Source organism: Phocaeicola faecalis (assembly GCF_021730445.1).
GTDB lineage: Bacteria > Bacteroidota > Bacteroidia > Bacteroidales > Bacteroidaceae > Phocaeicola > Phocaeicola faecalis.
Genome location: NZ_JADNRM010000023.1, coordinates 1 through 13794 on the forward strand (window position 1 = coordinate 1; position 13794 = coordinate 13794).

The window sequence follows — 13794 nt, forward strand, 5'->3', positions numbered from 1 at the left end:
GTTGAAGCCATTGCTGCTGCAACCGGATTAAGCATCGAAGAAATAGAACAACTGGACTAACCGAATATATCCTTTTATTTAACAAACAAGGCGGAAGAGAAGTGTGAAGTTTTCTTCCGCCTTGTTTTATTTCCCGCCATAAAATCAAGGCTCTGTCAAAATCGTTTCTGCCATAGTCTATAGCCAAAACTATCAATATTTATATAGAACCTATATAAAATAAGGGATAAATCCCGAACCGCTTCTCTTCCTCCAATACCACTGATAATCAGCGCAATATCTTCTTTTTGCAACCGGCACGGAATACTACCTACCTCTCGNGTCTTCTATTCTGCTTTTACCAAAGAAGTTGGCGTAGTCCCTTCACGGTACCCCGATAAATCATTCAAATTTCCTTTAAAATACGATTGAGTCCTTTGATTAATAATAAACAATAAACAAATTGAGTTTTTTAAATTTATAAATTTAAAGTTTTTCTATTATGAACAAAAAATTTTTAAGTGCAATCCTGTTTGGAGCCTTGATGGTCTCTTCAACAGGAACATTTGTATCTTGTAAAGATTACGATGACGACATCGATAACCTTCAGGGACAAATTACTGCAAATGCCGATGCTATTAAATCTTTGCAAGAGCTTGTAAATGCTGGTGACTATGTGACCGGTGTAGAGAAAACAGATGCCGGTATTGTATTTACTTTCAGTAAGAGTGGTTCTAAAACTATTACACTGGATACTACAGAAGACGATGGTCAGGTCTTTGAATTAAAGAATGGCGAAATCTACGTTGATGGCAAAGCAACCGGTATAAAACCTGCTGCAGATGCAGAAAAGGCTCCAGTAAAAGCAGTTGATGGAGTTTGGGAATTTTTGAATGCCAATGGCGAATACCAATCTACCGGTATACCAGTATCGGGTGTGACTGTGGTTGGTTCTCAAGCAGATGGCTTTACTCTAACCGTTGTAGATAAAGATGGAAAGTCAACAGAAGTAAAAGTACCTTCTGCAGCTTCATTTATTACTTCAATCGTTTTAAAAGATGATGCAGCTGACAAGGGATTTGTTATTAGCAAAGCTGTATTTAATAAACCTAGCAAATGGGACGGAAAGAAAGAGCTACCAACTGATAAATCAGTTGTCTATTCTTCTTCTTCTATTGATGTTCGTATCAACCCAGTGGATGCTCCTGCTGCGGAAGTAAAATATTATCTGACAAATACAAAGAATCAAACTTTGAGTAATATTGCTTTAGATGCTGAAGCAGAAAGTGCTGACGATGCAATTACGATTGGTGGTATCAACGGTCGTGCTGCTAATACTGGCAATGGACTGTTTACGTTAAGCATGAAGCAATATATCTTATCAAAGGATGATGCTAAAGCATTTGACAAAGAGTTAGTAGATAATGCAAAGGCTCTTGATATAGATAATACAACTGTTATAGATTTTAGTGGTTGTGTGGCATTTGCTGTCAATGCAAACAACAAGGCACGTTCTGCTTACAATTTACCTATTGGAACTAAAGAAGCTGCTAATTTGACTGAGATTCAAGTTAAAGATATGGCTTCTTCTGAGGCTACGTTAGCTGCGTCAAATCCTACTGGAAAAGAAATCACCGTTGCTGTTGGTAAAACATATACGATTAAAGAAGTTGCAGCTGAAGCCGGATTAATGTATGATATGTATTTCTCTTTAGCAGAAGTAGACCAAAAGACTTATGGTGTGACTTATGATGATTTGACTCATACATTTACAGTTGCCAATAACCCGGATGTTTCTACTGCTGCATCAGGCTTTGAATTGACTATCACTACATTGTCTACTAAAGGTGATGTTAAAAAGGCTGTTTATACAGTTAAGTTGAGTTCTGCTATCGAAACACCATCTACTTATGAAGCTATTACTTATGATGTAGCTAAATTAAAAGATACTGATGCTTCTAATGATGCATTTACTCTTGATATGGACATCATGAAGACTGCTCTTGGTGATAAGTGGGCTCAATGGGCTAATACTGTAAATCTTGGTGAAACGAAATATGCCATTTATGAAAAGGCAGATTGTAGCGATGTTTCTAAGACAGTTGGAACAACACCTGATGGTTTGAAGATTTCTTTAACCGCTTCAGATAAAACAACTGCGGCAACAGTTAATAACTTAAAATATATTATTGTCAAAGTAGATGCAAAGAACGCTGATGACTTGAAACTGGATAAGCAATACTACTTGAAGGTTACATTCAAAGATAAGGCAAGTGTTGCTGCAGAAGTCAACAATATCGTTGTTCCTGTGACATTTACAGCTCCTTCTGTAGCTAGTCAATTTGAATTGAAACCCGGTTACGTTGTAGATGGAACTATTAATGCTTACTATTACGATCTTACAGAGGCTACAAAGAAAAATATTGCATTGAGTAGATATTTTGCAAAATCTGACGCTAATGCAGTTGTTGCTCTTGATACAGAAAAAGAAGTTAAGGCTAAGAATAATCACTCTTATCGTTCTAGCGGTTTGGCAACATTGAGTGCAGCTACTATGGCGGGAAATGTAACATTGAAAACTTCTGCTACAGACAAAGACGATAAAAATGCTGTCACTGCAGATGCTGCTACCGGTAAAGAATTTGGTTATGGAGAAACTCTGACTGTTAAAGCAACAAATGTAAACTATTCAGATACGAAGTGGGCATATAGCACAGACAGCAAGAAATCTTATAGCTTCACTATCAAGATTATGAGTCCGATTATGGAAGGTACTGTTAAGCCGGTGGAAGGTTCTACAATCAAAATCAGTGCCAATAGTACTAAGGGATTTGACATTACCAAAGCTATGATTACCGGTATAGACTACAATAAGAATCCTTATAATGTAGTACCGGATAAGGACGTTACTTCCGATCCGACTAATGCAGTAGACAATACTGTGAAGGCTTGGGATAATGAGCAGATTGCAAATGTATACGTAACCAAGAAAGGTGACGATAATACTTATATCAAGGATATAACTTTGATAGGTCAAAAAGCTAAAACAGCCAATGCTGCCGCCGTTGCAGGTGCCATTAATGTAAAAGCAGATCCTCTGCCTAATGAACAAGAAACAGCTATTATTGTAAATGTGAAAGATGCTTGGGGCTATACTATTTCTGAAGAAGTTTCAGTGACTATTCTGAAAAACTAATAATCTAGTCCCTCATATAAATAAAAAAGCACCCATAATTATGGGTGCTTTTTTATTTATATGAGGAAAAATGTTATTTCACAACAGTAATTTCAACATCTTTTGTGAATTCCATACCCCATTGGTCGGTAATCTTGACAGTAACCTTAACCTTATCACCTGCCTGTAATGCTGCATCATTAGCAACTGTTACAGTGAAACCGGTCATGGTTGTATAGTCCTTAGTTTTTTCAGTTGCAGAACCATCTGTAGTCGTTCTGTAAGTTTTGTCAATTGTTACCAAACTAGTATTGGCAGTAACATCAACATTCTGAATCTTTGCAGTTGCAGGCGCATCCCATTTCCATGCAGTAGCAGGTGTCGTAGTTGCATCAGCAAGAGTTTCTGTACCAAACAAGTTATAAGCAGTACCCCAAACATCCTTAGCTGTGAAATCTGCATTTGTAAATGTTGCCTTCTTAGCCTGACCTAATGACAAAGTAGTCTTCAGTGCTTCAATGGTACCTTCTTTAATCGGGCTCTTGCCTGTTACATAAATTTCATCTTTGAAAACATTATTAGTAGAACCGGCAAAGATATTATATTGAACTGTGACTTTACGAGTATCAGTATACATCTGTTTTTTAGAAGGTATAGTGACATTCAATGCTCCATTGGCATCATATGTACCTTGTGTCCAATCAGTTTTACCAGAAACTTTTGCAACTTCGACAGTAGGATTATTACCGAATGTTACGCCTACAGTATTATATACGCTCAATACGTTGAAAATCTCACCGTTAGCAGAATTTCCTGTACCATAAGCCACAACATTGTCACCATCAAACAATGAAGAAATACGAACAAGAGTTGCCGGATTAGTCAATGTCAATTCTACTGTTGCCTGAGCCTTCTTTCCACCAAAGTTAAACTCAATCAATCCAGAATATACATCAGCGGTAACATTTTTATTGGCCGGATTAATTTCTACCTTGATATATGCGGCTTCAGCCAAAGTCGTTGCATTCGTCTTATCTGCCTTAACCAGAGTTGGAGCAATTAATTCGTCAGTCGCTGTATTTGGTGCAGCTGATTCCTTAATAAACAAATTAGCACCACTATATTTCTTGGAAGAGGTCAATTGGATGGTCACGTCGGTAAGCTCTGCATTGTTAACAATAGTCTTATAAGTCAAACCAGCAACGGTAGTTTTGTTCCATTCGATCTTATCCGCACCTGTAATCGCATTAGCAAGGTCTGCCAATGGAATATATGCATACTTAGCATCTTTAGCAGTACTTAATACATGAGATGCTTTTAAAGTCACTGCACCCACAACCGGTTTAGTTTGAACTGTTACATCGACAGTAACCTTTTGAGGTGCCGCATTACCAGATGTTCCCGTACTTGCAGCCGAAGTATAAGTAATGGTCAAGGGAATAGTGACTCCATAAGCATCTGCACCTGAAACAGTGAATGAATCGCCATCAACAGTTACGCCATAAGTCTTAGCAACTGTTTCGTCTACAGAAAGCTTATAGTCTGTAACACCTGCAAATGTAGTCAGAAAATTCTGGGCGGTAGCACCTGTTTTTGAGGGATCACTATTGTAACCTTTTCCAAAAATGCTATATTTCTCTCCCAGTTTTATATAACTATTCTGAACTTTAACATCTCCAGCTGTAGAGGCTGGAGCGATATGGACTGTTTCCTTCAACTCGTAAGAGGTTGATACATTGCCACATGCAACGGCCAAAGCTTCGTTTTCAGCAATAATTGCATTATCACCGGTTAAATCATCTTTAGTCAATCCGTCTTTATATGCAAAATAAATACGGTGAACACCTGTACCTGCTGCTCTTGTCAAAACCGGAGCTTCAGCTACAACACCATCTGCAAATACGGTCACACCTTTAGAGTTTTGTAATGTAAAAGTGAGTTCGCTTACATCTATATTGGTTGGTTCAATTACTACATCAACATAGACGCCTTTGGTACCATCGGAATTATAAGTAGAAACAACCGCCTTTTTTGCCCATTTTGTACCGGCAACATTCCTCATTTGGGCATCATCACTTCCAGCAAAGGCCATGGGAGCTGTAATTTCTCCATCTGCAGGTATTTGAGCAAGTTTCAGTGAAGTAATTGCAGCAGCCATGGTCGGCAGCTTAACAGTTTGCATCTTGCCGTCAGCATCAGGAATATTTAATGTGCAAACACCATCAGCTACTACGGCATAAGCATTACCAGCTGCCTTGTAAGCTGACTTTTCAGCTTTACCTTCTTTATTATAAAAATACCAATATCCATCTTCTTCATTTACATAAGGAACAAGGACAGTACCTTCTTCACCATTAGTAGCAAATAAGCCTGTAGCTTTACCGTCAATAGAAAATTCTCCGGTTTTAGCGTCCAAGGTTAAAGTTGTGGCAGCACCATTTAATTTTATAGGACTAGTAGTACCATCATTAAATGTTACAGTCAAACCATCTGTTGATGCAGCAACGTTTGTTACGTATTTGCCTGCATTTACCTTATCTTGTAATTCCTTAATCTGAGACTTGATTTCGCTCAACTCCTTGTTGATGCCATCAATATCATCATCATAGTCTTTACAAGATACAAACGTTCCTGTTGAGGTAACCATCAAGGCTCCAAACAGGATTGCACTTAAAAATTTTTTGTTCATAATAGAAAAACTTTAAATTTATAAATTTAAAAANTTGATTTCGCTCAACTCCTTGTTGATGCCATCAATATCATCATCATAGTCTTTACAAGATACAAACGTTCCTGTTGAGGTAACCATCAAGGCTCCAAACAGGATTGCACTTAAAAATTTTTTGTTCATAATAGAAAAACTTTAAATTTATAAATTTAAAAAACTCAATTTGTTTATTGTTTATTATTAATCAAAGGACTCAATCGTATTTCAAAGGAAATTTGAATGATTTATCGGGGTACCGTGAAGGGACCACGCCAACTTCTTTGGTAAAAGCAGAATAGAAGACACTTCTGGACGTAAACCCACAGAGTTTTACAAGCTCGTCCGGTGTGTGTTTGCCCTTATCTAATAAGAGTTTTGCATACTTTACACGATATCTGTTTAATAGGTTTTTATAGTTGCACTTAAAGTAATGATTCACGACATTTGAGAGGTAGGTAGTATTCGTGCCGACTATTGAACTAAACTTCACCAAAGAAAGCTTCGGATCCAGAAATACTTTTCTTACTTCTAAGTTATACACAATACTTTTATAGATTTCATAATCGACCTTTCTTCTAGTGCTTCCTTCCTCAGATGACACAGTATTCCACTGCTGTTCCACTTCTTTAAACAGCTTATCTTTCTGTAAAGTGGCAGAAAGATCATTGTTCGGTAATCGAAAAAGGGCATCCATCATTTTTTAGTCAGTTTCTATAATAGCCATAATTTCATCGGACAAAAGTACCCATTTTACTCTATTCTGCAACACTTTCTACTAAAAATATTTATAAAACACAGGATTTTTTTAAGAAATAGGAATCTTCACATACTATTTACCTGCAAAACCATAGAAAATATGTATTAGCGAGCATTAAAGGAATCGAAGAAAAGCCATACACATTATTATATATACAAGAGTTGACGCGCGTAATACCCATGTAACATAGGGCGTTCAAACTTGGAAGAGGTTTTATCGTACTAAGATAGAACGAAAACCATTTTTCAAAATTTTATAGAAAAGAAGATATATGTTTTCTAACATAGCAACTCCCCAAATCGCCGACCCAAAACTATAAAAGCAGCCATTTCTCTGCTTTTTTGTTCACGAGCCAACATCATTTAACGATATAGCAATTTTGTTCACAATCGACCGGTTATTCTTTAATCTTGACTTATAATAATAGAATCCTTTATACATAATATGTATCTACAGCATATCTTGAAGAGGATAACCTATGGCTTTAAACAAAATTCATTATCTTTGTCTCTCAATCAACTAATAACTACTATGGTAGATACAACGCATATCGTATTTTTTTCGCCTACGCATACATCGGCGAAAATAGCCCGTGCCATCGGAGATGGTATAGGAATGGGACGCAGAATAGAAACAGACCTGACACTTGACGAGAGTATCATGCCTATTGAAATTAAAAATGCACTGACGATTATCGCAGTGCCTGTTTACGCCGGACGAGTGGCACCTATAGCCCTACAACGCATCCGGCGGTTAAGGGGAGAAAATGCACCAACCGTTTTGGTTGCCGTTTATGGCAATCGGGATTATGAAGATGCATTGGTGGAACTAAGAGATGAGACAACCCGCTTAGGTTTTACGCCACTTGCTGCCGGGGCATTCATCGGAGAGCATAGTTACAGCCGTCCCGGAATGCCTGTTGCCGAAGGCCGACCCGATGCTAACGACCTGCAAATAGCAGAACAGTTTGGTAAAGACTGCATTAAGAAGCTCAAGGATAGTGATGCTCCTACCAATTTCTTTATTAAAGGCAACGTTCCCTATCGCCATGTAGGACCGTCTACACCGGCTGCCCCTTTATGCACGGAAGAATGTTTTGCCTGTGGTGAGTGTATTGAGGTCTGTCCTACACATGCCATTTACCTTAATGAAGAAGGAAAGATAGCAACTGAAATAGCAAAATGTATCAAATGTTGTGCCTGTGTGAAAGAATGTCCAAACGGAGCACGTATTTTTGATACCCCTTATACTCCAATGTTGCACAAGAAATGTGCAGCCCGAAGAGAACCGGAACTGTTTCTTTAAACAACAAACGATGAAAAGTAGAGAACAAAGAGTATTGGTAGGCATGAGTGGCGGGATTGACAGTTCCGCCACCTGCATCATGCTGCAAGAACAAGGATATGAAGTGGTAGGAGTAACGATGCGTACATGGGATGTACCTTCAAAGTTCTCCACTCCCGGACAAACAGAGCCGGATGATGTGCTTGAAGCCCGAGCATTGGCAGAAAAATTAGGTATAGAACATCACGTGGCCGATGTACGTGAGGAATTTAAGGAGGTTATTGTCAAGCATTTCATTGACGAATATATGAAAGGCCGCACTCCCAACCCTTGTGTGATGTGCAACCCTCTTTTCAAAGAACGTATCCTATGCGAATGGGCCGACCAAACTAATTGTGCCTACATATCTACAGGGCACTATTGTCGCCTGGAAGAACATAATGGACACCTATATATAATAGCAGGAGATGATATGACCAAGGACCAATCTTATTTTCTGTGGAAACTTCCACAGGAAATTCTGCGCCGCTTCATCTTTCCACTTGGAACATATACCAAACAAGAAGTGCGGGAATATCTTCGCCAAAAAGGTTTTGAGGCAAAAGCACAGGGAGGCGAAAGTATGGAAATCTGTTTTATCGAAGGAGACTATCGTGATTTTCTTCGTTCTCAGTGTCCGGATATCGATACAAAAGTAGGGCCCGGATGGTTTGTCGACAATAAAGGTATAAAAATCGGGCAGCATAAGGGTTTTCCCTATTATACCATCGGGCAACGAAAAGGATTGGAGATAGCCTTAGGGCACCCGGTTTACGTATTAAGAATCAATGCAGAGAAAAATACCGTTATGCTGGGAGATGCGGAAGAACTGAAAACCGAATACATGTTGGTGGAGGATTATCAGATAGCTGACATGCAGGAACTGATGCAATGTAAGGGCCTGGCTGTCCGCATCCGTTACCGCAGCAAACCCATCCCTTGCCGCGTAGCTGTTCTTGACGAAAAGCACTTACTGGTACGGTTCCATGCAGAAGCCTCTGCCATTGCTCCGGGACAGTCTGCCGTATTTTACGACGGCCAGAAAGTATTGGGAGGTGCTTTCATTGCATCCCAACGCGGAATCCGTAAAATAGCAGCCGATAACCAAGACAAATTATAGACCATGAAAATACGCTACGGAATTATTATAATGATATGCTACCTGCTCAATGCCTGTCGGCCGACTTCTCAAAATCCCCGCATCTATGACGCAGGAATCTCCCAAGAATTGGCAGAACTTAGAAAACAAGAAATCAGCGGATTGAGATATGACCTTCGTTTATCCATTCCCGAACAAAAATCAATACCGGTAGAGGGAGAGATACACGTTCGGTTCCGGTTGAACAAGCCGCAAGAGATTATCCTTGATTTCAGAGAAGAAGCAGACAAGATAAAAGAAGTGACCGCAAACGGACAGCCGACTCCTTATGAATTCTGTAACGAACATATTATCCTACCGAAAAGCACAATACTGCAAGGAGAGAATGACATATATATCCGTTTTACTGCCGGCAACCAATCTTTGAACAGAAACGACGAGTTCTTGTATACGTTGTTGGTTCCAGACAGGGCACGAACGGTTTTTCCATGCTTTGAGCAGCCTAACCTCAAAGCCTCTTTCACATTACAACTGGACATTCCGTCTGAATGGGTTGCCGTCTCCAACACCTATATTAATAAGGAGGAAGAACAGGAAGGAAGAAAAAGCATTTATTTTGCTCCGACCGAACCATTAAGCACCTACCTGTTCTCTTTTGTTGCCGGAAAGCTGGAAAGACAGGAATATCAGGAAGGCAACAGAAAGATTGCGGCTTATTTTCGGGAAACAGACCCGAAAAAACTGTCACAACTGGATACTATCTTCAAACAAGTCATGGCTTCCCTCCGTTGGCTGGAAGATTATACCGGTGTCCCCTACCCATTTGCCAAGTATGATTTCATCATCCTTCCCGGTTTCCAATACGGAGGCATGGAGCATACCGGCGCTACTTTATATAATGACAATCAGATGTTTCTGAGTGAGCATCCTACCCCTGATGAAGAGTTGAGACGTACCGAACTTATTGCACACGAAACAGCTCATATGTGGTTTGGCGACTTGGTGACGATGAATTGGTTTGATGACGTATGGACAAAAGAAGTTTTTGCCAACTACTTTGCTGCCTGCATCAGCGAACCTTTATATCCGGAAATAAATCATCAGTTGAACCGGATTAAGACATTCACAGCTTCTTCGCTATCGGAAGACCGCACTCCCGGAACGACCTCTATCCGCCAGCCGTTGGACAACTTAAGAAATGCCGGACTGATTTATGGACAAATCATCTATAATAAAGCACCTGTGATGATGATAAAGCTTGTGGAGCTGATGGGAAAAGACAAATTCAGAGAAGGAATCCGAGAATATCTCAACACATACGCTTACAGTAATGCCACATGGGATGACCTGATACGCATTTTGGACAACAAGACAACGGAAAATCTGGCTGACTTCAGTGATGTATGGGTAAATCAGAAAGGAATGCCCACTATACATTTCGCACAAAAAGACGGAAAGCTGCAAATCAGTCAAGAAGACCCTTACCACCGGGGAATCATTTGGCCTCAGCGCTTCAATGTCACCCTGTGCGGTGAGCAACAAGATAGCATTCTAGAAGTTAATCTGACCGACAGTTTATTCACATTACCATTGCCTTTCACCACCCGCTATATTCTTCCGAATACAGACGGTCGTGGCTATGGTCTGTTCATACCGGACAACCATACACTATCATGGTTACTGGCACACTGGCAAGAAACAGTCGACGACACCGCAAGAGAAGCCTTGTTAATGCTCTTGTATGAGAACTATCAAGTGAAGCATTTCACAGATGAAGAGTGGATTGGCAGTCTGTTGACCGGACTTGACAAAGAAAAAAATCCCTTGATAGCCTCAACTATCACCGGATATTTGGGAAGTCCTCTCCGTACCCTGGCTTCCGAAAAGAAACAAGAAGTGGAAGACACGATGTTCCGTCTCAGCGAGACTCACGCCATTCCTTCTTGCCGCATCCAGCTCTTACGAAGCCTGATTCAAAATGCCACATCTGCCCGAAGCTTGCAAAAGCTCCACAACATTTGGACAAACCAATCCGACAAACAACTGAATGAAAGAGATTATACAACCCTGGCATATATTCTTTCGCTCCGCATGCCGGAACACAGCAACGAACTTCTGACCACACAGCGTCAGCGTCTCAGTAATCCCGACCGCTTACGTGAGTTCGACTTTATCTCACGCGCAGTCATCCCCGATACCCTGAAACTTAATGTCTTGTTCCAGTCTTTGATGTTGGCAGAAAATCGTAGAATAGAACCTTGGACTGCCACCGTATTGAGTTACCTAAACCATCCGGTCAGAGAAAATCATTCGGTAAAATACATCCGTCCGGCATTGGAAGCCTTGTTGGACGTACAACGTACCGGAGATATTTTCTTCCCCAAGAACTGGGTAAACGCATTGCTCTCCCAACATCGCAGTCCTGAAGCTTATCGAGAAGTAGAAGCTTTCTTGGCTGCACACCCCGACTATCCGGTCTTGCTGAAGAACAAGATTCTCCAAGCGGCTTATCCACTTTATAGAGCTAATAAACAAAAATAAGAATCAAGGAAGTTGCATAACCCCGCGATAGACAGCGTGCCGTAAAGTACCCGCTTCATCGTCGCTATCGTAATCCCAATACATAGCTCCCAGCATACCCTGCCGGTGTAAAAAGCGGCATTTAAGCTCGATGGATTGGGCATTTTCATAATTCACGACGACTGCCCCTCCGGAATTGACCAGATAGGGAACTTTCGCCACACTGTCCCAGCGACTGTATAGACTGTCGATAGAGATAATATGGCGATAATCCAACGATTCAGGAGCCTCATTAGTTCCATGCCCATAGAAAGGAATTCCAAGCACCAAGCGCTGCACCGGAAAACCACCGGCAATATGCTCGGCCACCGCCTTCTCACAAGACCATTCCTCTGTCATAGCCGAGCAATGCAAGGCAGCATGATGAAAAGGCGCCTCTTCCATATCATAGGCCATAATATTTACATAATCCACATACGGTTCAATCGCCTTAAAATCATAATAACGTCCGGTGGCAGAAGTAGCTATCGTCAGGAGTTTGTCTTTCCCGACAGCCTGCCGGACATCACGCATCAAAAGAGTAAAGTTCTCCTTATCTGCAGGAGAAAAAGATATGCCGGCTGCTCCACTGCCCGGATACTCCCAGTCAATATCAATGCCGTCCAATCCAAATTTATCAATCACCCTCCTGCAATCGGCAGCAAAAGCAGTACGGGTACTGTCATTGGCAGCCATTTCACTGAAGCGGCTACTACCCCAGCCTCCCACAGACAATAAGACTTTTAAAGAAGGTTTCTTCTCTTTCAAGCCTGCTATCATCTGCAGACGAGGCTCGTTATCTATCCGTATTCCTTTGTTATCATCCGCCACATGCCCAAAAGCATAATTGATATGAGTCAGACACGATGTTTCGGGAGTACTTACTCCCCATGAGGTAACATAAGCCAATACCACATACCGGGATTCATTTTCAGGCACACCGATATTTGCCGACTTCTTCTTATTCAAGCAAGAAGCCAACAATACAACCAATAACAGAGGTAACAGCCTGAATATTTTCATCCCAAAGGAGATTATTTTTACTTACTCAACTCGCGTGAGCGTTCGCCCAAGTAGCCTCCATGATGACGTTTGCTATATTCCTCGATAGTAAAACCGGTATGCTTCATGGTTTCCACTACCAGAATATCTCCTATCACCGTCATCACAGTAGTAGAAGTAGTGGGAGTCATGCCCAATGCACAGACTTCATCCGGATGTCCGGTACATAAACAAATATCAGACTCACGCGCCAACGGGCTATCCGCATTTCCCGTTATAACAATATATTTCAGCGTTGGGTTCAAAGTATGAGCCAGTTGTGTAAGTTCCACTATCTCACGGGTTTTACCGGAGTTAGAAATCAACAACAGCAAATCATTCTCCTGCAATATACCCAAATCTCCATGTTGTGCTTCGCTGGGATGCAGAAACACAGCCGGAATACCTGTTGAACAGAAAGTTGTGGCAATATTCATAGCTATCTGTCCGGCTTTTCCCATTCCGGTAGTTACTAATTTACCCTTTTTGTTATGTACTTGCTCAACAATCAGAGCCACAGCTTTCTCATAAGCATCCGAAACCGGAATATTTAATACGGCTTCAGCCTCTTTCTTCAACAATTCGTGTATAGATGTCATCATAAGTAACAGAGATATTTATTTTAATAGTTCGGTTAGTTCTTCCCGGTTATCCGCCACAGCATAATAACTGCTCAGCGGATGATGTGCAAAATGCTGTGTTTCCAGCCCTTTCAGAAATTCCACAATGCCATTCCAGAATCCATTGATATTATAGAATATAACTTTTTTATGGTGATAGTCCAATGTAGCCGCAGCCATCACATGGAAAATCTCATCCAAAGTACCCACTCCGCCCGGCAGTGCCACCACTACATCCGCTTCGTGCAACATAACATCCTTGCGGTCGCTCAAATTGTCTGTACGGAAAGTAACATCCAACAGGTCGCTCACCCTTCCGCGTTCTTCCAGTTTGGTAGGAACCACCCCCATCACCATACTTCCACTCTCTTTAGCAGCACGGGCGACACATTCCATCAAGCCGATATTGGCTCCGCCATATATCAAGGTCTTTCCGTTTTGTCCCATCCAGATTCCCAGTTCACGCGCTTTGTCGAAGTAAACAGGATCTATATTATCAGATGCAGAACAAAAAATAGCAATCTTATCCATTCT

The 13794-nt window shown here is 40.9% G+C and carries 9 protein-coding genes; 4 read left to right on the top strand and 5 right to left on the bottom strand.

Annotated elements, in window-relative coordinates:
* Window positions 1–481: 481 nt before the first annotated feature.
* Window positions 482–3175, top strand: coding sequence for a DUF4988 domain-containing protein (locus IR173_RS16300; protein WP_237040574.1), 2694 nt, complete (start codon window positions 482–484; stop codon window positions 3173–3175).
* 73 nt (window positions 3176–3248) lie between these two features.
* On the opposite strand, the gene IR173_RS16305 is transcribed toward IR173_RS16300, so the two are convergent.
* Together IR173_RS16305 and IR173_RS16310 are read right to left on the bottom strand one after the other, a co-directional pair.
* Window positions 3249–5843: a PL29 family lyase N-terminal domain-containing protein gene (locus IR173_RS16305; RefSeq protein ID WP_237040575.1), complete on the bottom strand. Its 2595-nt coding sequence runs from the start codon at window positions 5841–5843 to the stop codon at window positions 3249–3251.
* A gap of 232 nt (window positions 5844–6075) precedes the next feature.
* Window positions 6076–6555 (bottom strand): helix-turn-helix domain-containing protein, encoded by a 480-nt coding sequence (locus IR173_RS16310; RefSeq protein WP_237040609.1) that lies wholly within the window; start codon window positions 6553–6555, stop codon window positions 6076–6078.
* 594 nt (window positions 6556–7149) lie between these two features.
* Between IR173_RS16310 and IR173_RS16315 the strand changes: the two genes are divergently transcribed.
* Genes IR173_RS16315 through IR173_RS16325 form a run of 3 tightly spaced genes read left to right on the top strand, consistent with a single transcriptional unit; the run spans window position 7150 to window position 11581 of the window.
* Window positions 7150–7923, top strand: a complete 774-nt coding sequence (locus tag IR173_RS16315) for a 4Fe-4S binding protein (protein ID WP_237040576.1) — start codon at window positions 7150–7152, stop codon at window positions 7921–7923.
* A gap of 10 nt (window positions 7924–7933) precedes the next feature.
* Window positions 7934–9061: a tRNA 2-thiouridine(34) synthase MnmA gene (mnmA, locus tag IR173_RS16320; RefSeq protein WP_237040577.1), complete on the top strand. Its 1128-nt coding sequence runs from the start codon at window positions 7934–7936 to the stop codon at window positions 9059–9061.
* Window positions 9062–9064: 3 nt separating this feature from the next.
* Window positions 9065–11581: a M1 family metallopeptidase gene (locus tag IR173_RS16325; RefSeq protein WP_237040578.1), complete on the top strand. Its 2517-nt coding sequence runs from the start codon at window positions 9065–9067 to the stop codon at window positions 11579–11581.
* Between the two features lie 3 nt (window positions 11582–11584).
* Here the strand turns inward: IR173_RS16325 and IR173_RS16330 are convergent, their stop codons facing one another.
* From IR173_RS16330 to IR173_RS16340, 3 genes are read right to left on the bottom strand one after another with little or no spacing between them, the layout of a single operon-like run.
* On the bottom strand, window positions 11585–12622 hold the full coding sequence (locus tag IR173_RS16330) for a glycoside hydrolase family 18 protein (RefSeq protein ID WP_237040579.1): 1038 nt from the start codon (window positions 12620–12622) through the stop codon (window positions 11585–11587).
* A 17-nt stretch (window positions 12623–12639) separates the two neighbouring features.
* A complete protein-coding gene (locus IR173_RS16335; RefSeq protein WP_237040580.1) occupies window positions 12640–13242 on the bottom strand; it encodes an SIS domain-containing protein in 603 nt (200 codons plus the stop codon).
* 15 nt (window positions 13243–13257) lie between these two features.
* Window positions 13258–13791, bottom strand: coding sequence for an LOG family protein (locus tag IR173_RS16340; RefSeq protein WP_237040581.1), 534 nt, complete (start codon window positions 13789–13791; stop codon window positions 13258–13260).
* Window positions 13792–13794 lie beyond the last annotated feature (3 nt).

What these genes read in the sequence shown, in the direction of transcription:
- IR173_RS16305 (WP_237040575.1), bottom strand. Translation starts at nt 5,843, where the DNA reads ATGAACAAAAAATTTTTAAGTGCAATCCTGTTTGGAGCCTTGATGGTT.
- IR173_RS16335 (WP_237040580.1), bottom strand. Translation starts at nt 13,242, where the DNA reads ATGATGACATCTATACACGAATTGTTGAAGAAAGAGGCTGAAGCCGTA.
- IR173_RS16310 (WP_237040609.1), bottom strand. Translation starts at nt 6,555, where the DNA reads ATGGATGCCCTTTTTCGATTACCGAACAATGATCTTTCTGCCACTTTA.
- IR173_RS16340 (WP_237040581.1), bottom strand. Translation starts at nt 13,791, where the DNA reads ATGGATAAGATTGCTATTTTTTGTTCTGCATCTGATAATATAGATCCT.
- IR173_RS16330 (WP_237040579.1), bottom strand. Translation starts at nt 12,622, where the DNA reads ATGAAAATATTCAGGCTGTTACCTCTGTTATTGGTTGTATTGTTGGCT.
- IR173_RS16315 (WP_237040576.1), top strand. Translation starts at nt 7,150, where the DNA reads ATGGTAGATACAACGCATATCGTATTTTTTTCGCCTACGCATACATCG.
- IR173_RS16300 (WP_237040574.1), top strand. Translation starts at nt 482, where the DNA reads ATGAACAAAAAATTTTTAAGTGCAATCCTGTTTGGAGCCTTGATGGTC.
- mnmA (WP_237040577.1), top strand. Translation starts at nt 7,934, where the DNA reads ATGAAAAGTAGAGAACAAAGAGTATTGGTAGGCATGAGTGGCGGGATT.
- IR173_RS16325 (WP_237040578.1), top strand. Translation starts at nt 9,065, where the DNA reads ATGAAAATACGCTACGGAATTATTATAATGATATGCTACCTGCTCAAT.